We start from the raw sequence: 22,672 nt of genomic DNA on the forward strand, positions 1-22,672 counted from the left end.
TGTCTTCCCAGCCGCCGAGCCTTCGTAGACAATTGTGAAACGAATGCGGAACTGCGACACAAAGCCAATGACAGATGCAAGAATAAATTGTAGATGTATACTGTCAAGTACCCGCACGAAATTCTCGGATAATGCTTGGGCGCGATGAAGAAAGACTTCATTGCCTTCATATCACTGATTTAATAGACGTCTATTATCGGCATCCCAAGTACATCACCCGCTGTCGAAATTCGAAAAATACCGCCATCAGCAATGTTTCTGTTTCGTGTGCTTCTATAAGTTGCCCAGGGAGGGACGGATGCCTGCCATCGCATTTTCAAACAACGACATCGCACTTGTGGCCTGGACGTACGACCGGAATCTCGACGGATGCCTTGGGTTTGCGGTCTTTCAGATCGACGGCGATGGCATTGAGCGAGCCCTTCCGGCGGTTGCTCGGTTCGAGGGCCAAGACAAGGACGCGCCTTTCACGACCGAGGACGCTCCCATCCAGAAGTTCTGGTGGAAGGATCTCTTTGCCAAGCGCGGCGGCACATATCAATACCGCATCGTACCGATGGGCGGGGTTGCAGGAGAGAAGCTGCAACCCCTCACCGGAATCGCTCCGCTGCTGAGCAACAAGATCACCCTGACCGAGGAACGGGGGCCATCCTTCAAGGCCTACTTCAACCGCGGCATTGTCGCCACGCAGGCATTGAGCAACGCGCTGAATCATAAGCCCAGTGCTGCCGCCCTCAAGCCGCACATCATGAATCCGGACGATCCTATCCGGAAAGGCCTGATGGGGCAGCTCTTTGAGGGCGTCACATCATTGCTCGATCGCGCGGACAGGGACGGTGGGGAGATACACGCGGCCCTCTATGAGCTCGACGACCCCGACGGACTGGAGCGTCGACTGCAGGCGGCCGATCACGGCGACCCCAAGAGCAGAACTGTCGTCTTGGGTAACGCGCGGATCGCAGAAAAGGAAAACCATCCGGAGATCGAGGATGGTGATGCAGAGAACAGGCAAAATCTGAAGAAGGCGGGTGTCAATGTCATCGACCGTATCCTGAAGAGCGGCAGCATACCGCACAACAAATCCCTGATCCTGAGCCAGAGCGGCAAGCCGACGGCTGTCATGACCGGTTCGACCAATTGGACAAGCAGTGGCCTCTGCACGCAGACGAACAACGCGCTCGTCATAGAGTCTCCTGCTGTCGCTCAGCAATACATGGACTATTGGAATAAGCTGAAGAGCGACATTGATGAGGCTGACGGCAACCAGGACGAACTCCAGGCTGAGGCTCTCAGAAAGTTCGCCCGGGAGAAAAACGGAGAGTCCATCTCGACCCCAATCAAGCTCGATGGCGATGTCAGCATCCAAGTCCTGTTCGCGCCCAGCACCGTCGATCTTCTGAAAAGCCCGCCCAAGGAGCATCCGGAGGACATGGAACATGTCTTCAAGCTGATGGAGAGCGCAAAACACGCAGTGCTCTTCCTCGCATTCGATCCGGGGAACAATTCGATCCTTGATGCGGCGGGCAGGGCGCTCAAGCGTAATCCCAATCTCTTCGTCCGCGGAGCTCTGACAAGCACGCAGCGCGCGTCAAACTTTGCAGAGGCTCTGGAAAAGCAGAAGAATCAGCAGCCAGACGAGGGGGGAATGCATGTTTCTGTGATCGGCGAGCCCGGCAAGCCGAAGAAGAAGGCGGACGCCGAGAAGCCCGAACCGGACTACAGATCGATCCCGGCGGGTGCCATCAGCAAGGAAGATGTATTCGGTGCATGGGAGGCCGAGATGTACATCTACGGCCATGCGATCATCCACAACAAGATCGTCGTAATCGATCCTTTCAGCAACGACTGCACGGTGATCACCGGATCGCACAATCTTGGCTACCGCGCCTCCCACAACAACGATGAGAACTTCGTCATCGTCCGCGGGAACAAAGATCTCGCTCAGGCTTACGCGTGCCATGTTCTCGATCTCTACGACCACTATGCCTGGCGTTACTGGCTGCGAAAGAACCCCGAGATTTTTGGAAGACCGCTGGTACCCGATCCCTCTTGGCAGAAGCGATACATCGATGGCGAGGAGGAGAAATCGCCCGAGCTCAGGTTCTGGCTGTCAGCGACGAACTCGTAGCAGTGGCGAACCGACTGATGCTACCACCCTGTTGGCGGTGGCGCCCGGCAGGCGGTCACTTTCTTGGGTGAGTGGTCCAACGAATCCTTCCTGATTGATGTTGGGTGCTGAGAGCCGCTGCCGCCGCCGTGGATGACATCACTCGCTAGCGATCGCTCATTTTCGAAATACTGCCGTGGCTAGCGACATTATGTTCTCGGTATTTGAAGACCTATGAGCGAGCTAATGACAATGAGCCAAAGCAACCACGCCGCGAGAAGCGGTCGACGCATCAAATCGATCCCAACAAGGATCCGCCCGAATGGTCGCGGTGGCGTCGACGTTACCGAACGGATCCGGCTTCGCGCCTACTCAATCTGGGAAGCCGAGGGCGGCCTAGAAAATCGGCACGAGGACCACTGGCTACAGGCGGAGCGCGAGATCCTGCACGAGTTTGATGTCCTTGAGGGTGACGACATCCCAAACCTTGCGGCCCTCCGAGAAGCCGCTCGCGAGCACACGGACGCGTTTGTGGTGGCGGCCGACCTCATCGACGCCGATCAGCGCGAGGCGACGCCAGGTATGCGCGAGCAACCATAGCGGCGAGTGCTTCGGCCAGCGGGTCTCTTGGAGGAAGCCGACACCCGCGATAGTGTGCGGACAAACTCGGCCGGGGAACCTGATGGACGCGCTCAATATAGCTGCGATCACCTTTTTCATATTGGTGTGGATTGCGATCGAACCGTTGATGGCATTGGGCTGGCCGCGGCCCAACGACAGCCTTTCAGTCGACATGGTTCGCGTGCGATCTGCGTGGATGCGGGAGACCCTAACCCGCGACAACAACTTCATCGGCGACGCCGCCATCCTGGGGCACACGATCAACTCGGCGTCCTTCTTCGGATCCGCGAACCTGATCATCATCGTCGGCCTCAGCGGCGCGCTCTTCATGGAGCCGAACTATGGCAATGGCAACGGTCTCATCGCGGTGTTCGCGGCCAAGGATCCCGCATGGCTGTTCCAGACGAAAGTCTTGCTGATAATCGCAACGCTGCTGCGTGGGCTGTCCGATTTCATCTGGGCTGTACGGCAGCTCAACTATTGTCTTGCCGCAATCGGCGCCAGTCCATCGCGGCAGGAGGAGCGCGATATTGCGGCATGGACGGAAGCGCTAACGATGGTCCTCAACCCGGCACTCCGATCGTTCAGCGTCGGTGTTCGATCCTATTACTTCACTGTGGCGGCGGCGTTCTGGTTTCTTGGACCAATTCCATTCGTCATGGCCACTGTGCTGGGTGTTGGCCTCCTGATATGGCGCCAATCTTGGTCAGACACAGCGAAGGGGATCATGGCCATTCGGAAGCTGTTAGATTGATCGGCGACCGCTAAGCAGCCTTTGCGTTCGGCAACAGGTGTCCTTCTCGATCAAGCTCCTCGAGCAGAGCTAGGATCTTGATAGCGGCCAAATTGTCAGTGGTGTACGTGGGGCTGCGCCTCGCGATGAACTTTGTCGGTCAGCAGGGCGGACTGGCGAGCAATGTCTCGACTTCGATCATGGAGGCTTTGCGATGTGGACTGCCCGCCGACGTGCCACCCTGATGTCCGGACAATACGCCAAACTTGGGGTATCGGCGCGCCTCACTGCAGCCGCGCGCAGCACCGAAAGGGCAGCTCCGCTACCAGCTTCCCGTCGCAGTCCGTAATCTCACACGTCATGTCGCCAACGGACTCGTCGAGGGTCATTGCCTCGGCCACAATTCGGCGAGCGACAGAGATTGCCTCGGCGACGCAGTCTTTCGCCTGAATTTCAATGCCCTCGTAGTCTGGGTCGACCACTTCGGCGACGCGAATGTGGAAATGAAACCTAGTCATCGAGGACGTCGCTTCCCCATGGGTTGTTGACCACTGCGACCCAACGCCCGTCAGCTTGGAGCGTGAGCACGTCCGCGGTCGTTCCGCTGACTTCTTCGGCGGAGGGCGCGCCATCGATCATGTAGCGAGCAGTCCATCTCGCATGGTGAAGGGCGATGTTTCCCCGCTGGATCACGACGCGGTCGTCGACCACGAAGAAGCGAAGGCGGCTCGCCAGTTCCCGGAGTCCATCGCCTATCGCGACGCGTCCGACGGCCTGTCTGTCTGGCTCAACGAGGAGAACGCCGTTCTCTGCGAAGTGGGCTGCAGCCTCATCGACGCGACCGCACTGCCACATGTCCCGGATCGCTGACATGGTTTCCGCGGGAGTCATCACGCACTTCGTTCTCACGGCTACCTCCTATGGCTCGGCATGATGGCCTCACGGCGAATAGTGGCTGAACACGTAATCGGTCGAAGGGTCGAGCTTCATATGACAGGCGAAGCAGCTCTTGATCAGAGGCTCGCTGGGATTGGCGACGCCGTTCTCGAACTGGCCGTAGCCCCAACCACCCGTGTCGGCATACTTCTTCGAGTCCTTCACAGAGAACTGCACATTGGTCGGATCGCCGGCGACAAATGACTGCGGCGCGGGAAAAACCTTGTCGTTCTCCGGAGAGGACTCGTAGACGTATGCCAGACGCGCGATAATAGTCCCGTCCGGAAACGGCCTGGTGCCCTCCCGAAAGGCATTTGTCGCGATGTCGTTGCCAAGGACGGCTCTGATGTCGTTGTTCTTGCCAGCTTCGTGCGAAACTGTGATCAGCCGCCATTCCCTATATCCTTCGGGAACCCTCACACCATAAATAGGCGAGGCTTCTCCCGTAAGGCCGCTGGCGGCTGCGGCCGAGATCGCGAGCAGGACAACTGTTGAGGCCAATAGCTCTGTCTTCGACATCGTATTCTCCCTGTGGAAATCTGGCCAGGTCGCCCATCAACGTCCGGCGGACGGATAAAGGAAATCGACACATTCCACCGCCAGAGTGCCGCCAGCGAACTGTACCACAATAAAGAGGGCGACTGCCGTCACCGATGCGCTCGACGGCGACATGAGCAGACTGATGGCAACGGCAGGTTTGGCGATGGATCCGGTCGGCGTGGCGAGGATCGCTCCAGTAAGCCAGAGGCCGACTGCAAACGGTCCTGTCATCTTGCTGGTGCTACGGCTGCTGCCGAAAACCACCATCATGAGCCCGAATGTAGACAGCGCTCGCTCACGATAGCGGCGACGTTCGGAAGCTCCGCAGTCGGAGCGCCTGGTGGGACTGCAAACATGACATCGACCAAGACGGCGCCTGCTATGCCTCCGAGGATCTGCGCGGCCACGTACCAGGTCGTGCACTTGAGACCGCGTTGTCCTGCGCGCCACTGAAGGACGGTGATGACCGGATTGAAGTGGCCGCCCGACACCGACCCCAGTGCCAGTATCAGCGCGATCAACGTGCCCGAAATGGCCATGGCAGAGGAGATGGGCGCAGCTTTTCCGCCTGTTCCGGCGCCCACCACAGCCACGATCAGCAACATCGTGCCAACTGCTTCGGCGAGCGACCTTCTGACAAGCGGCGCGCTGGCGTCGTCCTCAACGAAGCAGCGGGAGGCACGCTGGGGCACGAGCTTCAGGAGTGAGCTCTCCATCGATCCTCCACGGCCGACATCTGTCTGGCCAGCTCCTCTGGTGTGATCAGACGCTTCTGGAACGCGATGTTGGCGAAAGCGGCGATCCAGCGCTCATAGTATGTGAGCTTGCCGACCATCTCCGAACCCAGGGCTTCGACCCCGCGGCGCTTCTCCTCGGTGTTGATGATCTTGTGGAAGTCGAGCACGTCGGCGAGCGCGTGGCACCGTTTCTCCCAGGGGAGGAGTTCGTGATCGGTCTGCTCGATCTTAGGTGCTTCCAGGCCGCCGATGTCGTTCGGCAGTCGTTTGAGAAGTTGTTCGCTTCCGGTCATGCTGCCATTCCTTCGTTTGGAGACCGTACGGGGATCACGCCGATCATGGCGTCGCGGGTCACGAGCGTGGCGAGCTGCTCTTCGCTATATCCTTCGGTTCCCGGAGGGCGCATCGGAAGCACGAGGTAGCGTTGGATCGCCGTAGAGTCGCTGACTCTGACCTCCACATCGTCGGGGATGATCGTCCCAAACTCCGCCAACACCTTTCTCGGCTCGTAGACCGCGCGGGCACGGTAGGGCTTCGCTTTGTACCAATCGGGTGGCAGCCCGAGGACTGGGCGCGGGTAGCAGGAACAGAGGGTGCAGACGATGAGATTGTGGACCTTGGTGGTGTTCTCGAGGACGATCAGCTCCGTGAGGTCGTAGAAGGTGATGCCGAGTTCCTCGCAAGCGGTGCGGCCGTTCTCGAGCAGGCGTGCCTTGAAGTCCGGATCCGTCCAAGCGCGGGCGACAACCTTGGCGCCCAGGGCAGGGTTTCGGGAGTCCAGAACCTCGATCTGGTGCCGGATTTCGTCGGCGCCGATGTACCCCTTTTCGATCATCAGCTCCTGGAAGGCCTGCTCCATGATGTCGTAGTACCCCGGCTTCTCCGTCGTTTCGATCGCGGCATGCGGGTGCTCGTGCTCGGTGTCATGATCGTGATCGTGGTCCTGTTCTTCATGGACGGTCATCGTCGACCTCCTCCAGCCAGTTTTCGAATACTTCGATGCGGAGATTGTCGCCGGGCGATCCGGCATAGTCCTTCCAGATCTCAGTCATCGGGACGGCGATCCGATAGTAGACGCCAAGCGATCCGGCGTTCCGCCCGAACCCTTCCTCTTCGTTGTTGACGGCCCGCGGCGACATGATCGCCTCGATCACCGCTTTCTTGCCACGAAGGTAAGTGGGGACGCGATAGTGACCGACTGGAGTCAGGTCACCGACCCGGACACGCTGCCCGGCGCCCAGCCGCGGCAAGTCCGCTGGGGCGGGGACGACGCCCGCGATCTTTCTATGTCTGGAAGTTGGGTTCATCGTTACCTCCTGCATTCCCGAAGAGGGTACGAACGAGACAGGCATCGATCTTTCGTATTCGTGCGATGGCGGAATTTCGAACTTGCGGCGGCATCGAACGAATACGAAAGATCGCGTCCGGAATCCTGCTCATGATGTGGCGTCACAATCCTTCAGGAGACTTGCCATGACGCACATCATCACCCACCCGGCGCCTGCCGTGCCGCTAACCGCAGGCGAATTGCTTCCATGGGTCGTCTTCGTCGGGCTTCTCTCGCTCATGACCCTTTATTTCGTCGGCGCCGAGCAGGGCGCAACTTCACTCGTCCAGGGGAGCGCCGTCCACGAGTTCGTGCACGACGGCCGTCACTTGCTCGGCTTTCCCTGCCACTGAGGATGCCGCTATGCTTCAGCGACTTCTCCTTGCCGGGATGCTGTCCGGTTTGATCGTGGCACTCCTATCCTTCGGCTTCGCGCGAGCGTTTTCCGAACCGACCGTCGAACGGGCCATCGTTTTCGAAGAAGGGAGCGCTGCCGATCACGGCAATGCGGAAGAGGAAACCGTCAGCCGGGCCACTCAGCGCAATCTCGGTCTCCTGACGGGGATCGCAAGCTACAGCGTCGCGCTCGGCGGCATTCTGGCAATCGGCCTCGGATGCCTGCACGGGCGGCTCGGGCTCGGGCCACGATCGACTGTGTGGACGCTGGCATCATTGGGATATGTCTCGCTTGTTCTCGTCCCGCAGCTGAAATATCCCGCCAATCCTCCTGGTATCGGTAGCGCCGAGACGATCGGCAGCCGCACCGAGCTCTACTTCCTGCTTATTCTGCTATCCCTCGTTTCGATGGCCCTTTCCTTCTGGATCGGCGTCTTGATCCGGCGCAGGCACGGCGGGATGCTCTCGGTGCCAGCCGGAGCGCTCGCCTTCGCATCGATGGCGATGATCCTCGTGTCTGCCCTCCCGGATGTTCAGGAAGTGCCAAGCGGCTTCCCTGACGACCTTCTATTTACATTCCGGGCGCAGTCGGCAATTCTCCAGCTTATCGTCTGGGGTGGCCTTGGCGCAATCTTAGGACAGTTCGCAAAACGCATCCTCGACCCTCGGGTGCCGAGGATCTCTGCAAACGCCGGGATTCCGAATGCCTGATTCAGGTGCCCCACGTTACAGCATCTTGGCGGAGTGGCTCGGCGGAAGAGACATGGAGCTTTGTCACTGATGGACGAGGGCTCGGGAGCGGTGGAAGCACGCAGGTCGGACGCCCACGACGTCGGCCCATTCATGCGCGCTGCCGTCACGATGTCCGGCGCAAGGCGCGGGTTCCTCATCGTAGCACGGGGCAATGAGCTCACGGTGGCTGCAATGGCAGACACTTCTTCGGTAGCGTTGTCATCCGGGAGGCTTGGAACGTTCGACATCGACGAAGCGACGGTACGCGAGGTTGTATCGACGGGGCGGGGCAGGAACAGGCACTCGATCGTCTGCCTCCCGGTCGCTCTGCCGGATCCGAATGACGGTGCGATCTATCTCGAAATGCCAGACGGCGCGGCCCCTGCACGGGTCGAAGACCTCGAGTGGCTTGCGACGGCATTCTCGGCCGCGGCAATTGCCAACAATTTCCATGACCAGATTGACACTGCCCCTACTGCGGTCAGGGCGGCAGACGACCCCAGGCTAGGGTGGGACATGATACCAGCCCTTGCCTGGATCGGGGCACCGGACGGAGGATTTGAGGACGGCAACAAGCAGTGGTTCGAATACACCGGGCTCACCCGCGAGACAGCAGTCGGCTTCGGCTTCGTATCCGCATTTCACCCTGACGATGTCGACAAGGTCATCAAGGTCTGGACGGATCTTTGCACCTCGGGCAAGCCTGGAGGCGTCGAGGCTCGAATGATCCGGCATGACGGCGAGGCACGCTGGTTCGTTCTGCGTGCTGTTCCTCTGCTGGATGACGACGGTAACGTCGTCCGATGGTACGGCGTGAACACAGACATCGACGAGCTCAAGCGCATCGAGTTCGAGCTTGCCCAGAGCCAATTGGTGATGGCCGTCGCCCAGCGTATCATCGAGACGGGCACCTGGTCCTGGGACATGGCGACGGACGTGTTCACCTGTTCGCCCGAATGCGCCAATATCGTAGGTCTCGATGCCAACGAGATCAATTTTGAAACGCTAAGTTCGCGCGTTCATCCGGACGATAGGCAGATGGTTGCTGAAGCCCATCAACGGGCCTTGCAGGGCGAGGAGCTGAACGTCGAACATCGGTTCCTGCTTCCGGATGGTACCGTCAAATTCATACATGCTCGTGGGCGGCTCATCCTCGACGAGGTTCAGTCTCCTCGCGCATATATTGGCACGATCGTGGACGTTACCGAGACCCGCCTTGCTGAGGAGAGGATACGAAGTTCCTTGGAGGACGCGCAGCGCGCGCAGGCATCGCTCGCAGAAGCCCAGAAGCTCAGCCACGTCGGCAGCTACCGGATCAAGCCGTTGACGGGAGAGGTCGTCTGGTCTGAGGAGACCTACAACATCTACGGTTTCGATACGTCGATGGCGCTGAGTTCAAAGGTGATCAGAGAGCGAGTGCATCCGAGTGACCGCGAAATGGTCGCCGCTGTCTTTGAAAAGGGCCTTCGCGACCGCCAGCCCTGGGAGATCGAGCATCGGCTCCTGCTGCCCGACGGCTCGATCCGGTACGTCCATTGCGTTACGCGTGTGGAGACGAACCCGGAGGAGGAGGCGGAAGTGTTCGGCGCCATCATCGACATCACGGAACGAGTGAAGAATGAGGAGGCGCTCCAGAAGGCGCAGGCAGACATTGTCCGGATGAACAGGCTTACGGCGATGGGGGCGGTGACCGTCTCGATCGCTCACGAAATGAATCAGCCACTGATGGCAATCGTCACGAACGCCGCAACTTGTCTGAGCTGGCTCGACCGCGACGTTCCCGACGTTGCGGAAGCCAAGCTCGCGGCCGAGCGCCTTGTCGAGGAAGGAAAGAGAGCGGGCGACGTGCTGCTGAACGTGCGGAGCATGGCCCGGAACTCGCGACCGTCAATGGGTACGGTCGATATCGCGGAAGTGGTCTCCCATGTACTGACGATGCTGCGCAGCGAATTCCGGATCCGCCAGATCGACGTGTCCGTCTCCGTTTCGCCCGACATCCCGGCGATCCGGGGCGACAAGGTTCAACTCCAGCAGGTGCTTCTCAACCTCATGCTGAATGCGGCCGAGGGCATCGGAGCCAACGACGGTGTGCGAAGGATCGATCTCACCGCCGAAGAGGACGGTTCGCGATCCGTCGTGGTGAGGGTCGAGGACACAGGAGAGGGGATCGACCCCATTGCGTCGGAACGGATCTTTGAAGCATTCTTCTCCACCAAGCAGCAGGGCACCGGGATGGGCCTGGCCATTTCCAAGTCGATCATCAGTGCCCATAGCGGCACGCTGTCTGCCCGGCCTAGAGCGGGAGGCGGCGCTGTGTTCGAATTCTCGATACCGTTTGTAGGGGAAAGCAGATGAACCAGAAGCCACGCGACGACGGCGCCAGCCATATCGTGGTGATCGAAGACGACATCGGTGTCCGGGAGTCGCTGGTCGGCCTGCTGCGCTCTATGAAGTTCAACGTGACGGCCTTCTCCTCGGCCGCCGACTTCATGGCCAAGGGAAAGCTGACGAGCGTGGGATGCATGATCCTCGACGTCCGGCTTCCCAGCCAGAGCGGTATCGAGTTCTTTGAGGAGGTCAGGGCAGGCGGTTTCCAAAGGCCCGTTATCTTCATGAGCGGCCATGCCGACGTTCCGATCGCAGTGCGGGCGATGAAGGCAGGAGCGGCTGAGTTCCTGACGAAGCCCGTCCGCGAGCAGGACCTTCTCGACGCCGTGAACAGGGCGGTGAAGCTGGACAACCGCACCACATTGAAGCAGCAAGCCGCCAGCAATGCACGAGCCGACTTCGCATCCCTGACGAAGCGGGAACAGGAAGTGCTGGCCCGCGTTGTAGAAGGTCAGAAGAACAAGCAGATTTCGGCCGCCCTCGGCATCACCGAGGCAACCGTGAAGCTCCATCGGGGTAACGTGATGCAGAAGATGCATGTGCTGACCCTGCCGGAGCTGGTGCGCCACTACGACTTGCTGGAATTGAACGAGCCTTTCGGCCACGCGAAGGATTGAGCCTATGGTCGCCATGACAAAGCCTTCGCTCGTGGTCTGCGTCGAGGACGACGAGCCCGTGCGGGACGCCTTGAGGGGGCTGCTGCGAGCCTCGGGCATAAACGCGGCGTCGTTTGCCTCGGCCGAGGAATTTCTCGACTCCGACGAACTGCAGACCGCGACATGTCTGGTCACGGATATCCAGCTCGGCGGCATCTCTGGTCTCGATCTCCTGGATCGGCTGGCCGGAATGTCAGTCGCCATCCCTTCCATCCTGATCACCGCGCATTCCGACGTTGCAGTCGGCGACCGCGCTCAAAGCTCGGGGGCCATGAAGGTCTTCCTGAAGCCTGTGAGCCCGAGTGAACTGCTGCAGGCGATCCGGACGGCGCTGGCAAACGCCTCCTAACGGCACCTCACCGCATCTTGCTCGACTCCGGGCAATCACAGGCGCAATCTCGTAGCCACTAAAGGGCCGCAGGACGAACAAGTCGCGATCAAGGGTCCGGAGATTTCGGAGACCGCCATGGCCGACGCCAGTCTGAAGCTTCCGAGTGCCCGAGACGCCAAAGGCCCGTCGCCGTTGGTCGCGATTGAGAACGAAGCGGAACCGCGGCTTGTCGTCGATGACCCGCTGCCGGAACCGCTGTCACACGGGCGCGTGTTGGACGGAGAACATTCGCATCGTCCCGGTATTTGGAGTGGGTGCCCTCGACGTCTCCCCCAGGATAGGCCATCTGCACATCACGGTCGACGACCTGCCGTGGCACTTCGTCGACGCAAGTGGCGAGACGCTTATCGTGGTCGGGCTGAAGCCCGGCCGACACCGGATCCTCATCGAGCTTGCGGATCCAACGCATCGGGTCATTACCTCGGAGACGATCGAGTTCGTCGTCCTGAACGCAGACTGAAGAATTTCATAGCTCCCAAGGCGATCGCAGCGGTTCAACTCAGCCCCTACCGCAAGGCCGTCCCCTCGCTTAGGCCCGCGATCACCTCATGAGAGGCCCCGCTCGTTCCCCGGCGGGGCCTCTTTCCGCCATGCGAACCGCCGAGAGATCGCCATGCCGCAGCAGGACGTTCAGTTGCCCAACCCCATCGCCGCCGGCGCTCTTCAAGTGCCGGAAAGCGTGCTCCCGTCGTCCGAGCCGACCGCAGATGAACTCCACACGAGGCGAGTCAAGCTCGCCCTGGACATCGAGGCTACGCTGAGGCGCAAGGCTCCTCCACCCCGCCGCTTCTCAGACGACTAGCATCCCCCGAGACGATCAAGTCACGCAAGTCTCCGTTGTCATCTTGGCATGGATCGCGGCCTTGCGGGCATCTTCTTCGATCACCAATTGTGTCGACGACGGACGAACACGTCCAAACTGTCCCCATAAAACCGATAAGATCGCCAGCAGCGCCCCCGCGCGCCTGCTCGCGCACGAATGGATGGCTGTCATGACAGGAAGATCATTGAATGAAATGTCACCCGGAGAGAGAGCGGACATGGTCACGCTCGTGGTGAGCGCGTTGGAAAGCGTCGCCGAGGATGCTGGCGAGCGTGGTGATCTAAAATCTGCCCGAAACGCAATCTATCTCGCATGCTCGATACGAGGGTGCGCGATCGAAGCGTCTACGGACATGCTTGGAGCCGCCGAGATCCTGCTAGAGCAGGGCATCAGCTATGTCGCGAGCCTTTCCGAACGGTTCGAGGGCGCTTCGGACGAATCCGACGAACCTGAGGTGTCTTCAGAACGCCAGTCTCGTACCCTTCATTGAGGCAGCCTGGGGAACCAAATTGGCCTACAAACCAAAGCTCGGCGAGATCTGCATCTTCGAAAACGAGAAGGCTGGACACGAGAATGCGCCGGATCACCGCGGCTACTTCGTGGCACATCGCGACATCAAGGCAGGTGAAAAAATTCCGATCGCCCTGTGGGCGGGCAGGCCTGGGAGCGTGCGTACCTTCGGCGGGAGCATATCAGAGCGACAGAGCTCGGATGCCGACACGGCGGCTGTCCCGGCCGACCTGTTCGGCAATCCGCTGGAGAAGTGAAGGCTGCGTCTCAGCCTTCGCTCTGTCTCACGATCTCCAATTTGGGATGCGGCCGCACCAGCGGGCGCCTTCGCAGCGACCTGAGCACCACGTAGAAAACGGGGGTCAGGAAAAGCCCGAAGAAGGTCACGCCAAGCATCCCGTTGAAAACGGCAATTCCCAAGGATTGCCTCATCTCGGCCCCGGGACCAGTGGCGATCGCCAGCGGCAGGACGCGGAAAATGAAAGCGAATGCAGTCATGAGGATCGGCCGCAGCCGTAGGTGGCTGGCTTCGACTGCGCTGGGTCTCCATCGACGTCGGCTGCACTCGGTCGGCAGGGAGGCGGTCACCTGCCGACTGCTTCTGTCAGACGGCGTGGTGCTCGACCTTGGGGAAATCCACCTCGGTCTTGAAGACCTCGTTCATGTAGTTGGTGAACGTGTTTGCGGCGACATGGGCTACGATTTCGAGAAGCTCCTCGTCATCGAACCCAGCGGCTCTCATTGCATGCAGCTCGTCCTCGCTCACCGATCCACGCTCCTCGGCGACCTTGACCGCGAACTTCACGGCAGCATCGGCACGCGCATCCGAAGATCTGCCGCGCCGGGCTGCCGCGATCTCGTCCATGCTGAGCTTGGTCACGTGGGTTCCAGTGTAGGTGTGAGCGGCGAGGCAGTAGCCGCACCCGTTCCTTTGGGCGATGGCAAGTGCGATCCTCTCGCGGATCTTCTTGTCCAGCTTGCCCTTGCCAAGCGCGCCGTTGAGCCCCGCATAGGCCTCTAGCACCGCTGGACTGTTGGACATCATGCGGAAGACGTTCGGGACGCCGCCCATTTGCTTCTTGATCGCCTCGAGTGTCGGGCGAGCAGCCTCGGGTGCCGCTTCGATCGAGGGATGCAGGGTTACGTGTGTCATGTCAGGACTCCTCAAGAAAGGGTTAGGTGCCGCTAGTGCAGCTCGTGGGATGGACGATCGGGGTCGATGACCGGGAGATCGATGGTCGTGGCATTGCGTCGACGAAGCCCCGGAACCGACGGCGTGGGAAGGCCGCGGCGAGCGCGCCATCTGCGCGGGGTGACGGATGTCATCTTCTTGAAGACCGTCGTGAAATGCGGCTGGTTCTGGAACCCGCATTGCAGGGCGATGTCCACGAGTGGCAGATCCGTTCCCATCAGCAGCTTCGCGGCTTCCTGGATGCGGAGACGCAGAAGGAATTCATGTGCGCTCATCGAGGTGGCCGCCTTGAAGGTGGCGGCGAAGTGCGCGCGCGAGAAGCCCGCGACGTCCGCCAGCTCTTCGAGGGTCAGGCGCTGGTCGAGCCTCGTTTCTGCATGCCGCCGCACTCGGTTCAGCCGCCACGTGGACAGGGGATGCACGCGGGGCAGGGACTGATAGCGCTCGAATGCCAGTGTCGAGAATTCGCGCGCAAGGTCGCTTCTTCGCGCCGCTGAGCTTTCCGACACGTCATCGATCAGTTCCGACAGACGCTCGTCACGAATGTTGAAGCGGCCGCCGATGACCGGGCAAGGCCAGGAGTGCCGTTCGCCCAGGAACGTTAGGACGTACAGGCAAGCATCCGACTGCAGCTCCACGGAAATGGGATCGGAGCCTTCGATGAAGGCGATGCTGTCCTCGACCAGTACACCCTGGTAGAGAACGCAGCCTTTCTGCTCGAGGCGAAGCTCGGAATCCCGGTCTGCGAGAATAAATGTGCCAGCTCCAGCGCTGAGCGAAGTGGTGATCGCGCGGCTTCCATTCTCACGGGTGAGTTTCGCAAGGAAGATATCGGGGTCAGCGACTTGGTAGTGCTCGACATGCAGGCAGTCGTCGAACGTTTCGAAGACGTCGCCTGTCATGCCCAGGCTCACCTTGATGGCGATATCGGGGTGCATGTCATGCTCCTGTTTGTAGTTGCTCTGCGGGGACTACGGGCCTAGTCGGCGGCGGCTCGCTCGATCATCGCTGCGACCTTGTCGGGGTGCGAGATCATCACGACGTGGGACGATCCCTTGACCTCGACCGCTTCCTTCGCGTTGGCGCGCTTGGCCATGAAGGCATGCAGTGCGGGAGGAAGGTTCTTGTCCTCGGAGCCGTAGATGAAGTGCGAGGGCAGGGACTTCCATGCGGGTTCTGTCGAGGGCTCTTCGAAGGCTTCTGCCGCGATCGGGCGCTGCTCGGCTCCCATCAGCGCTGCCTTGTCCTTGGGGACGTCGGCGGCGAACTGTTTCCAGAACTTGCTCTGCTCGATGTAGAGGTCGTGCTTGCCATCCGGCTGAAGGACAGGCGGTGCGAGCGTGCCGCCCAGTGTGCTGCCGGGGAACTTCTTGCCCAGTTGGGAGACACTCTCACCGTTCTCGGGAGCGAGACCGGACACGAAGACCAGCGACTTGACCCCAGTATCTTTGATCGAGACGTCGCTGATGACCGACCCACCATAGGAGTGACCGACGAGGACGATTGGGCCTTTGATCGACTTCAGCACCTGGTTGACGTAATCGGAGTCGTATTTCAGACCCCGCAGAGGGTTGGCGACAGCGACGACTGGATAGCCCTCCTTCAGGAGTTTTGCAGCCACGCCGTCCCAGCTCGCGGACTCGGCGAAGGCGCCGTGCACGAGAACGACGGTCGGTTTGGAGGCGGCGACCGCTGATCCGCTCAGCAGGAGCGCCGTCAACATTGCGGTGCTTGAAAGGAACTTCTTCATGGATGTCACCTCTATGAGCGCCGGGATCCGAACGTCCCTATGGCACTGGTTTCATTGAGGTGACGCTACATCTTGCGGCGCGGAGATAGTGTGAGATGTCGGGAATGGGTGTGAGACGATGTTGGGCGGGCAGGAGGGTGTTCGGCGCAAAAAGGGCACCGCAGGTCATCCCCCTGCAGTGCCCTCGGTACCGGGGGCTTCGTCCAAAAGCATCATCAGCTTGGCCAACGCGGTCACGCGCGGTCTACGCCTACGAGAAGGAGACCCTGAGTTGGACCTCACTCGGTGTCCTTGGCCAGGCGGATGTCAATCTCGCGCTCCATAAAGCTCCATTCCTTCGTCGCCCTGAGTTCGCTCAGCATGTCTTCGAATGCGGGCTCGTCGGCAGGAGCGAAGTCGAGGAAGCCTAGAAAATCGAAGGGCGCATCCATTTCCAGATCCCGGCAGTGGAGCAGCCGCCGGGCGACAGCGGGCAGAAAGCGCAGTCCTATCGCAATATGATGCGACTGCTCCTCGAGAACGGCGCGGCGTTCGTCTTGTGTCATTGCCCACCAGTCGGCGGACTTTCGCAGTAGGATGAGAGCGGCTCTCGTCGCTTCCGGGCGGCCGATCGGCGCCTGCCTTTCCACGAGCGAACGCTTTTCGTCACGTGTGGTGTATCGATCGTTGGTGGCGACCCCGCGAAGGACCCAGGCGGCGCCGGATGCTTCCGCCGGGCCGTTCCCTGAAAGCATGGCCACTCGGGATACCGCAGCTAGCGGTGATCCCAAGAGGGCGCGCTGCGAACCGACGATCCATTCACCCTGGTTGCCGCCAACAAACGTCGTTGCTCTCGGGTTCGGTGCGCCGAAATCGGTCATGAGAAGCTCCATGGAATCTGGTCAGCGATCAGGCGTTGATGGCCATATCCACCGCAGACAGCAGATCCTGATGCCGCACTGGTTTCGTCAGGAACTCGACAGCGCCAGCCTTCATGGCCCGAACCGACATCGGAATGTCCGCGTTGCCACTGATGAAGACGATCCGCTGACGGAGACCCGACTTCATGAGTTCGGCCTGGAAGTCCAAGCCACTCTGTCCGGGGAGGCCGACGTCGAGTATCAGACAGTCCGCGCGATGCACACTGTCGCTTTCCACATAGGCCTTCACCGAGGGAAACGATCCCACGCAGTGGCCGACCGACCGGAGGAGCCCGGTTATGGCGCGCCGCACGCCGTCGTCGTCGTCGATTAGGACGATATACGGCTTGTCCTTGTCGACCTTCTCTACGATGTCAATTGCCGACTGCTGTACGATGCCCAGGGAAGGGACGCCGCCGCCCTCTGGGATCACCGTATCGTCTCGGACGAGCATGTAGCCGCGACGGACTATGGTCTTGATCATGTCTCCGTGGTCGCCCAGCGCCCGGCGAAGCGATCCGATCTGGAAGCGGAGATTGCATTCCTCGACGACCATCGACGGCCACACCTCGTCGAAGATTTCTTCCTTGCTCACGATGCCGCCGTTAGATCGGAGCAGGACCATGAGCAGATCGAACGCGCGGCCGCCGATCTCGCGCGGCCGTCCATCCATAAGGAGCTGTCGCGCGTGCGGGACGGCGCAGAAGCGGCCGAAGCGGATGGCGTCATCGCTTGCGTCGCGCGGGGCTTCGTTGAGGTACTGTGACCTGGCGTCACGAGACGTGGGACGCGTCGAACTTGCGAACGGAACTTGCATGGCTGACTCCCCGGTCGGCTACGGATGTCGCCGCATGACGGGGATGCGAAGTAAGCATCGTCCTTTCCCCGGCGGAGGCATCGACATGAATATGATCGCGTGGGCACGGTAGCTCTGCAGGCAGTCACGAACAATCCGACTCTTGTCGCTGGAACACGGCCAAGGTCGATCTTGACTCGACGATAGTCTAGGTTTTCGGGAGGTCTTCGGGCATCTCACGGGATCTCACCGGGCTTCACGACAACTACCTCGTGATCGTCGGCGGGTGGGAGTATTGGTCAACCGATCAGCTTCCCTCGATCAAAGCTTGGCCGGATTTGGATCGAGGTCGCCACCACGCTTCCTCCCAGCGTGGTGGCACTTCTTCAGGCACACAGTCAACAATGGAGTGGGTGATGACCAAGCACGACTACGCATTCTCAAGACGCGGTTTCTGCCTTTGCTGCCTTGGCGGCGCGACGGTTGCCGCCACGGGCGCGTGGCTGACGCCCCGCGAGGCCTTCGCGGCCGCCAAGAGCCAGGTCCTGATCATCCGTGAGGCTGCGGCCAAGGCCGACATCGCGACCACGAAACTCCGCGGCGGCTTGAACGTCCTGGTGGGATCGGGCGGCAACGTCGCCGTAGTCACTGGCAATGACGGCAAGCTTCTGGTCGACGCCGGGATCACCGCCACGCGTCCACGCCTCGAAAAGGCTCTCGCCGATATCGGGCCGGAACCGATCACCCATCTCATCGACACCCACTGGCACTTCGACCATACCGACGGCAATGAGTGGCTGAACTCGGAAGGCGCGGCCATCATGGCGCATCCGAACACCCTGAAGTATCTCGAAGCCGCCACTCGCGTCGAAGACTGGAACTTCGACTTCCCTCCGTCCCCGAAGGGCGCGCTGCCGACCCGCCTCATGAAGGGCGACGAGGAAACGCTGAAGCTGGATGGCAAGACCATCAGGCTCAGATACTACGGCCCCGCCCACACCGACAGCGACATCTCGGTCTTCTTCGAGGAGGACAACGTGATCCATGTCGGCGACACGCTCTGGACCGGTCTATACCCCTTCATCGACTCTTCGACGGGCGGCAGCATCGACGGCCAGATCGCCGCTGCCGAAGCGAACCTCAAGATGATCGACAAGGAGACCATCGTCATTCCCGGTCACGGCGACATCGCGAACCGCGAGGACATCAAGGTCTGGCTGGACATGCTGGTCGGTGCCAGGGAGAAGGTGGCCAAGATGAAGAAAGCGGGCCGCTCCGTCGAGGAGACCATCGCGGCCAACCCGACCAAGCAGTGGGATGCCAAGTTCGGCCAGTGGGTGATCCCTCCGGCGCTCTTCACTCGTGTTGTCTACGAAGGCGTCTGAAGGCATTCTCACCCGAGGGCAGCCGGAGGAGGGTGACGATGGACACCGCGCGTCAGGTATCGAGCAACGTTGCGTTCACGGAAACCGTGAAGGCAATCCAGGAACGCAAAGGATCACGCCGTTCGTATTCGAGGATGGAAGACCGTGGTGGGTGGGCGACCAGGATCACACCCGAATTAAGGGACTACATCGAGAAGCAGATCAGCGTCTTCCTGGCCACGGTGAATGCCGAGGGCCAGCCATACATCCAGCATCGCGGCGGCCCTCCGGGCTTCCTCCGTGTGATCGACGACACAACGATCGGGTTTGTGGACTTCGTGGGAAATCGGCAATTCATATCGCAGGGAAACCTGATCGAGAACGATAAGGCCCACTTGTTCCTCATCGACTATGGCAGCCGATCCCGGATTAAAATCTGGGGCACCGCCAGGGTCGTCGAAGGCGACAAGGGGCTGATCAAGCAGCTGATGCCGGAAGGCTACGCCGCGAGACCGGAGCAGGTGATGCTCTTCAATGTTACGGGCTGGGACGCGAACTGCCCGCAGCACATCCCGCTTCGGTTCGAGGCCGACGAGGTGCTCAAGGCAATCGAGACCAGAGACGCTCGCATCAGGGAACTGGAAGCCGAAGTCGCCGCACTCAAAGCGGTTGCCAACAATCATGGATAGAGACGACAAATGACACGCCCGCCACTGCCTCCCTTCACGCTTCAATCCGCGACCGAGAAGGTCAGGCTCGCGGAGGACGGCTGGAACACTCGGGATCCTGCGAAAGTCGCGCTTGCCTACACGGTCGACAGTCGCTGGCGGAACCGGGCAGAGTTCGTGGTTGGTCGTCCGGCGATAGAGGCATTCCTTGCTCGGAAGTGGGCGAAGGAGCTTGATTATCGGCTGATAAAGGAACTCTGGGCCTTCTCAGGAAACCGCATAGCCGTCCGCTTCGCCTACGAACACCACGACGACAGTGGCACCTGGTTCAGAGCCTATGGCAACGAGAATTGGGAATTCGACGCCGACGGGTTGATGAAGTACCGTCACGCGAGCATCAACGAGCATCCGATTAAGGAAACGGACCGCGCCTTCAAGTGGCCGGCCGGCCGCCGCCCGGACGGGCATTGGGGATTGAGCCATTACGGTTTCTAGCGCCGTAGGAAACCTTTCTAGGAGGGCAGATGTCCAAGCGCACTCACGTCGATACGAACACGAACGACAACTACCCTCCGCTCCCGCCCCTACAAACGGGCGTTCGCGGCCTTTGTCCGCGATGCGGCAAAGGCCATCTGTTCAAGGGCTTTCTGACGCTTCGTCCAAACTGCGAGGTCTGTGGGCTCGACTACTCCTTCGCCGATCCCGCGGATGGCCCGGCCTTCTTTGTCATTTGCTTTGCCTGCATTCCGACGGTGCTGCTCTCAGTGTGGCTGGAGGTCGCGCATAATGCGTCGATTTGGACGCAGATCTTCGTAACCGGGCCGTTCCTGCTTGCGACATGCATTCCGCCACTTCGGCCTCTGAAAGGCTGGCTTGTCGCTTCCCAGTATTTCTACAAGGCCGGGGAAGGCAAACTATCCAAGGGCGACGAAATCAATGCCGACTAGAGGAGGTCGTTCATGAAGCCGATTGAACATCGTTCGACGCATAATTTCGACGAAGCGTTGGAGGCGATCAAGATCGCCATCGGCAAAGCAGGGCTGACGATCTTCGCTGAAATCGATCACGCGGAAGCCGCTCGTGAAAACGGGCTGTCGATGCCGGAGACGCGCGTTCTCATCTACGGCAACCCGAAAGTCGGGACCTCTGTGATGACAGAGACGCCGCTGACAGCTCTCGACCTCCCATTGCGCATGCTCATCAGGGAACTGCCCGGAGACCGGGCCGCGATTGCTTATCATCCTCTCGCGGAAATGTTCGAAGCGCTCGGCGTGAAAGGCCCGGACGCGGCTCGCTTCGACAGCGCCCAGCGGACGATAGCCGACGCGGGCTGCATTTCGAGCTGCCGCTAATCATCTGACGAATAGGAAAGACCGCGGCCCACCAAAGCGGAATACTCCAGATCAAGAGGCCACAACGGCGCCTTACGATATTGGAGACCGGAATGCAGCTCTACTACCATCCGCTATCCGGCCACTCGCATCGGGTCAGGCTCTTCCTCACGCTCGTCAACGAGCCGTTCGAACTTGTCGAGGTGGACATCCGCCGGGGTGAGCAGAAGACGAACGAATTCCTGAAGATGAACAGGTTCGGTCAGGTGCCAGTTCTCAAGGATGGCGACGCCGTTCTCGCGGACTCGAATGCGATCCTGATCTATCTGGCCAAGAAGCTCGGACGGCACGACTGGCTGCCCGAGGATCCTATGGGTGCGGCGGCAGTTCAGCGCTGGCTCTCGGTCGCAGCAGGCGAGGTGGCATACGGTGTCGCCACGGCACGAAGGATACGGATATCCGGTCCGAAACCTGTCCCAGACGAAGTGCTGTCGAGATCCTATGCACTCCTGAACGTTTTGGACGACGAGCTTGAGACAAGGAACTGGCTCGCGGCGTCCTCGCCGACGCTCGCTGATCTGGCCGTCTACGGCTACGTGGCGCGGGCGCCCGAGGGTGGCATCGATCTGACTGTCTACCCTCATGTCCAGTCATGGCTGTGCCGGGTCGAGTCACTCCCCGGGTTCGTGCCATTCACCAAGACCGCAGTCGGCGTAGCTGCGCCCGCCTGAAAACCAGACACTCGCAATTCGGAGGTTCAACGCATGACATTCAAGCCGGATGTTTCGATTACCAGACGGGACGCGATGATCGCCGGATCGACAGTCGCGCTCGCTCTTGCATTGCCCGCGACGGCTGCCGAAGCCGCCACGAAACAGAAACCATCACCCGCAACGGAGCACAAGTTCATGGGTACTGTGAAAGTGAAGGACGGAACCGAGATCTTCTACAAGGACTGGGGTCCGAAGGATGCGCAGGTCATCATGTTCCATCATGGCTGGCCGCTCAGCAGCGACGACTGGGACAATCAAATGTTGTTCTTCATCGCCCAGGGCTACCGGGTCATCGCGCACGACCGACGTGGGCATGGCCGCTCTTCCCACAGCCGTACGGGGCACGAGATGGACACCTACGCCGCGGACGTCGCCGAGGTGGTCGAGGCGCTTGATCTCAAGAACGCGATCCATGTCGGTCATTCGACCGGGGGCGGGGAGGTCGTGCACTACGTCGCCCGCGCCAAGCCCGGCCGCGTCAGGAAGGCGGTGATCGTCGCTGCCGTGCCTCCGGTCATGGTGAAATCGGAAAAGAACCCTGGCGGTCTGCCGATCGAAGTCTTCGACCGCCTCCGCAAGGCGCTCGCCGACAACAGGGCGCAGTTCTACATCGACGTGCCGACCGGGCCGTTCTACGGCTTCAACAGGCCCAATGCGAAAGTCTCGCAGGGTTTGATCAACAACTGGTGGCACCAGGGCATGATGGGCGCCGCAAACGCGCACTACGAGTGCATCAAGGCCTGGTCGGAGACTGACTTCACCGAAGACCTGAAGAAAATCGAGATTCCCGTTCTCGTCATGCACGGGACCGATGATCAGGTCGTTCCCTACGCCGACGCCGGGCCGCTGTCGGCCAAGCTTCTGAAGAACGCGACGCTGAAGACGTACGAGGGCTATCCGCACGGGATGCTTTCGACGAACCCGGATGTCCTGAACCCCGACATCCTTGCCTTCATCAAGGCGTAGCCGGGAAGCAAGTTGGGAGGCCGGATAGCAGTCCGG

31 protein-coding genes and 2 pseudogenes are annotated in these 22,672 nt (G+C 60.5%); 18 read left to right on the forward strand and 15 right to left on the reverse strand.

Going from position 1 to position 22,672, the window contains the following annotated elements:
* The first annotated feature begins 298 nt into the window (after positions 1-298).
* The 3 genes from FHT29_RS03665 to FHT29_RS03675 all read left to right on the forward strand — a co-directional run bounded on the left by FHT29_RS03665 (position 299) and on the right by FHT29_RS03675 (position 3,482).
* On the forward strand, positions 299-2,128 hold the full coding sequence (locus FHT29_RS03665; RefSeq protein WP_168599166.1) for a phospholipase D-like domain-containing protein: 1,830 nt from the start codon (positions 299-301) through the stop codon (positions 2,126-2,128).
* 231 nt (positions 2,129-2,359) lie between these two features.
* The gene (locus FHT29_RS03670; RefSeq protein ID WP_210255362.1) at positions 2,360-2,707 is read left to right on the forward strand and encodes a DUF2934 domain-containing protein; all 348 of its coding nucleotides are present in this window, start codon (positions 2,360-2,362) and stop codon (positions 2,705-2,707) included.
* Between the two features lie 82 nt (positions 2,708-2,789).
* Positions 2,790-3,482, forward strand: coding sequence for a DUF599 family protein (locus FHT29_RS03675; protein WP_168599168.1), 693 nt, complete (start codon positions 2,790-2,792; stop codon positions 3,480-3,482).
* Between the two features lie 263 nt (positions 3,483-3,745).
* Here FHT29_RS03675 and FHT29_RS03680 read toward each other — a convergent pair whose 3' ends face one another.
* The 8 genes from FHT29_RS03680 to FHT29_RS03710 are packed head-to-tail and all read right to left on the reverse strand — an operon-like array spanning position 3,746 to position 6,981.
* A complete protein-coding gene (locus tag FHT29_RS03680) occupies positions 3,746-3,979 on the reverse strand; it encodes a hypothetical protein (RefSeq protein WP_168599169.1) in 234 nt (77 codons plus the stop codon).
* Positions 3,972-4,370, reverse strand: coding sequence for a nuclear transport factor 2 family protein (locus tag FHT29_RS03685; RefSeq protein ID WP_168599170.1), 399 nt, complete (start codon positions 4,368-4,370; stop codon positions 3,972-3,974). Before FHT29_RS03685 ends, FHT29_RS03680 begins: the two co-directional genes overlap by 8 nt.
* A 30-nt stretch (positions 4,371-4,400) precedes the next feature.
* The gene (locus FHT29_RS03690) at positions 4,401-4,916 is read right to left on the reverse strand and encodes a cytochrome P460 family protein (protein ID WP_168599171.1); all 516 of its coding nucleotides are present in this window, start codon (positions 4,914-4,916) and stop codon (positions 4,401-4,403) included.
* A gap of 36 nt (positions 4,917-4,952) precedes the next feature.
* Positions 4,953-5,168 carry a hypothetical protein gene (locus FHT29_RS34370; RefSeq protein ID WP_246702979.1) on the reverse strand — a complete coding sequence of 72 codons (216 nt, stop codon included), beginning with the start codon at positions 5,166-5,168 and terminating at the stop codon, positions 4,953-4,955.
* A gap of 35 nt (positions 5,169-5,203) precedes the next feature.
* Positions 5,204-5,653, reverse strand: coding sequence for an aquaporin (locus FHT29_RS34375; protein ID WP_246702980.1), 450 nt, complete (start codon positions 5,651-5,653; stop codon positions 5,204-5,206).
* Positions 5,635-5,967, reverse strand: a complete 333-nt coding sequence (locus FHT29_RS03700) for an SH3-like domain-containing protein (RefSeq protein ID WP_112643342.1) — start codon at positions 5,965-5,967, stop codon at positions 5,635-5,637. Before FHT29_RS03700 ends, FHT29_RS34375 begins: the two co-directional genes overlap by 19 nt.
* Positions 5,964-6,638, reverse strand: a complete 675-nt coding sequence (gene nthA, locus FHT29_RS03705; RefSeq protein ID WP_168599172.1) for a nitrile hydratase subunit alpha — start codon at positions 6,636-6,638, stop codon at positions 5,964-5,966. The genes FHT29_RS03700 and nthA overlap by 4 nt, the downstream gene beginning before the upstream one ends.
* Positions 6,625-6,981 carry an SH3-like domain-containing protein gene (locus FHT29_RS03710; protein ID WP_168599173.1) on the reverse strand — a complete coding sequence of 119 codons (357 nt, stop codon included), beginning with the start codon at positions 6,979-6,981 and terminating at the stop codon, positions 6,625-6,627. The genes nthA and FHT29_RS03710 overlap by 14 nt, the downstream gene beginning before the upstream one ends.
* A gap of 166 nt (positions 6,982-7,147) precedes the next feature.
* On the opposite strand from FHT29_RS03710, the gene FHT29_RS03715 reads away from it, so the two are divergent.
* The 6 genes and pseudogenes from FHT29_RS03715 to FHT29_RS03740 all read left to right on the forward strand — a co-directional run bounded on the left by FHT29_RS03715 (position 7,148) and on the right by FHT29_RS03740 (position 12,024).
* Complete coding sequence (locus tag FHT29_RS03715) at positions 7,148-7,354, forward strand: CbtB domain-containing protein (RefSeq protein ID WP_168599174.1); 207 nt, start codon at positions 7,148-7,150, stop codon at positions 7,352-7,354.
* A 10-nt stretch (positions 7,355-7,364) separates the two neighbouring features.
* Positions 7,365-8,108 carry a CbtA family protein gene (locus FHT29_RS03720; RefSeq protein ID WP_168599175.1) on the forward strand — a complete coding sequence of 248 codons (744 nt, stop codon included), beginning with the start codon at positions 7,365-7,367 and terminating at the stop codon, positions 8,106-8,108.
* Positions 8,109-8,177: 69 nt separating this feature from the next.
* Positions 8,178-10,484 (forward strand): PAS domain-containing sensor histidine kinase, encoded by a 2,307-nt coding sequence (locus FHT29_RS03725; protein ID WP_168599176.1) that lies wholly within the window; start codon positions 8,178-8,180, stop codon positions 10,482-10,484.
* Positions 10,481-11,134 carry a response regulator gene (locus tag FHT29_RS03730; RefSeq protein WP_168599177.1) on the forward strand — a complete coding sequence of 218 codons (654 nt, stop codon included), beginning with the start codon at positions 10,481-10,483 and terminating at the stop codon, positions 11,132-11,134. The genes FHT29_RS03725 and FHT29_RS03730 overlap by 4 nt, the downstream gene beginning before the upstream one ends.
* A 4-nt stretch (positions 11,135-11,138) precedes the next feature.
* A complete protein-coding gene (locus FHT29_RS03735; protein WP_168599178.1) occupies positions 11,139-11,522 on the forward strand; it encodes a response regulator in 384 nt (127 codons plus the stop codon).
* A 117-nt stretch (positions 11,523-11,639) separates the two neighbouring features.
* Positions 11,640-12,024: pseudogene (locus tag FHT29_RS03740) on the forward strand (DUF6130 family protein).
* Between the two features lie 357 nt (positions 12,025-12,381).
* Here the strand turns inward: FHT29_RS03740 and FHT29_RS03745 are convergent.
* The gene (locus tag FHT29_RS03745; RefSeq protein ID WP_168598926.1) at positions 12,382-12,606 is read right to left on the reverse strand and encodes a hypothetical protein; all 225 of its coding nucleotides are present in this window, start codon (positions 12,604-12,606) and stop codon (positions 12,382-12,384) included.
* On the opposite strand from FHT29_RS03745, the gene FHT29_RS03750 reads away from it, so the two are divergent.
* Both FHT29_RS03750 and FHT29_RS03755 read left to right on the forward strand, forming a co-directional pair.
* Complete coding sequence (locus FHT29_RS03750; RefSeq protein ID WP_246702981.1) at positions 12,605-12,877, forward strand: hypothetical protein; 273 nt, start codon at positions 12,605-12,607, stop codon at positions 12,875-12,877. The two genes, FHT29_RS03745 and FHT29_RS03750, sit on opposite strands and share 2 nt — an antisense overlap.
* Positions 12,878-12,896: 19 nt before the next feature.
* Positions 12,897-13,154 (forward strand): hypothetical protein, encoded by a 258-nt coding sequence (locus FHT29_RS03755; RefSeq protein WP_168599179.1) that lies wholly within the window; start codon positions 12,897-12,899, stop codon positions 13,152-13,154.
* Positions 13,155-13,164: 10 nt separating this feature from the next.
* On the opposite strand, the pseudogene FHT29_RS03760 reads toward FHT29_RS03755, so the two are convergent.
* From FHT29_RS03760 to FHT29_RS03785, 6 genes and pseudogenes are all read right to left on the reverse strand, one after another.
* Positions 13,165-13,434: pseudogene (locus FHT29_RS03760) on the reverse strand (efflux RND transporter permease subunit); the annotation flags it as partial.
* Between the two features lie 67 nt (positions 13,435-13,501).
* Positions 13,502-14,050 carry a peroxidase-related enzyme gene (locus FHT29_RS03765; protein ID WP_168599180.1) on the reverse strand — a complete coding sequence of 183 codons (549 nt, stop codon included), beginning with the start codon at positions 14,048-14,050 and terminating at the stop codon, positions 13,502-13,504.
* A 32-nt stretch (positions 14,051-14,082) separates the two neighbouring features.
* Entirely contained in the window at positions 14,083-15,027 is a 945-nt protein-coding gene (locus FHT29_RS03770; protein WP_168599181.1) for an AraC family transcriptional regulator, read from the reverse strand.
* Positions 15,028-15,068: 41 nt separating this feature from the next.
* Positions 15,069-15,839, reverse strand: coding sequence for an alpha/beta hydrolase (locus FHT29_RS03775; RefSeq protein ID WP_168599182.1), 771 nt, complete (start codon positions 15,837-15,839; stop codon positions 15,069-15,071).
* A 278-nt stretch (positions 15,840-16,117) separates the two neighbouring features.
* Complete coding sequence (locus FHT29_RS03780) at positions 16,118-16,699, reverse strand: chlorite dismutase family protein (protein WP_168599183.1); 582 nt, start codon at positions 16,697-16,699, stop codon at positions 16,118-16,120.
* Positions 16,700-16,727: 28 nt separating this feature from the next.
* A complete protein-coding gene (locus FHT29_RS03785; RefSeq protein ID WP_168599184.1) occupies positions 16,728-17,555 on the reverse strand; it encodes a response regulator in 828 nt (275 codons plus the stop codon).
* Positions 17,556-17,950: 395 nt separating this feature from the next.
* Here FHT29_RS03785 and FHT29_RS03790 point away from each other — a divergent pair, with 395 nt between their 5' ends.
* From FHT29_RS03790 to FHT29_RS03820, 7 genes are all read left to right on the forward strand, one after another.
* Entirely contained in the window at positions 17,951-18,919 is a 969-nt protein-coding gene (locus tag FHT29_RS03790) for an MBL fold metallo-hydrolase (protein ID WP_168599185.1), read from the forward strand.
* A gap of 38 nt (positions 18,920-18,957) precedes the next feature.
* On the forward strand, positions 18,958-19,587 hold the full coding sequence (locus FHT29_RS03795) for a pyridoxamine 5'-phosphate oxidase family protein (protein WP_168599186.1): 630 nt from the start codon (positions 18,958-18,960) through the stop codon (positions 19,585-19,587).
* Positions 19,588-19,596: 9 nt separating this feature from the next.
* The gene (locus FHT29_RS03800; RefSeq protein ID WP_168599187.1) at positions 19,597-20,061 is read left to right on the forward strand and encodes a nuclear transport factor 2 family protein; all 465 of its coding nucleotides are present in this window, start codon (positions 19,597-19,599) and stop codon (positions 20,059-20,061) included.
* A gap of 29 nt (positions 20,062-20,090) precedes the next feature.
* Positions 20,091-20,513 (forward strand): DUF983 domain-containing protein, encoded by a 423-nt coding sequence (locus tag FHT29_RS03805; RefSeq protein WP_168599188.1) that lies wholly within the window; start codon positions 20,091-20,093, stop codon positions 20,511-20,513.
* 12 nt (positions 20,514-20,525) lie between these two features.
* Positions 20,526-20,918: a DUF302 domain-containing protein gene (locus FHT29_RS03810; RefSeq protein WP_168599189.1), complete on the forward strand. Its 393-nt coding sequence runs from the start codon at positions 20,526-20,528 to the stop codon at positions 20,916-20,918.
* A 92-nt stretch (positions 20,919-21,010) separates the two neighbouring features.
* Positions 21,011-21,628: a glutathione S-transferase family protein gene (locus tag FHT29_RS03815; protein ID WP_168599190.1), complete on the forward strand. Its 618-nt coding sequence runs from the start codon at positions 21,011-21,013 to the stop codon at positions 21,626-21,628.
* 177 nt (positions 21,629-21,805) lie between these two features.
* On the forward strand, positions 21,806-22,636 hold the full coding sequence (locus FHT29_RS03820) for an alpha/beta hydrolase (RefSeq protein WP_168599299.1): 831 nt from the start codon (positions 21,806-21,808) through the stop codon (positions 22,634-22,636).
* Positions 22,637-22,672: the final 36 nt, after the last annotated feature.

It is taken from the genome of Rhizobium sp. SG741 (assembly GCF_012275435.1).
Classification (GTDB): domain Bacteria; phylum Pseudomonadota; class Alphaproteobacteria; order Rhizobiales; family Rhizobiaceae; genus Rhizobium; species Rhizobium lusitanum.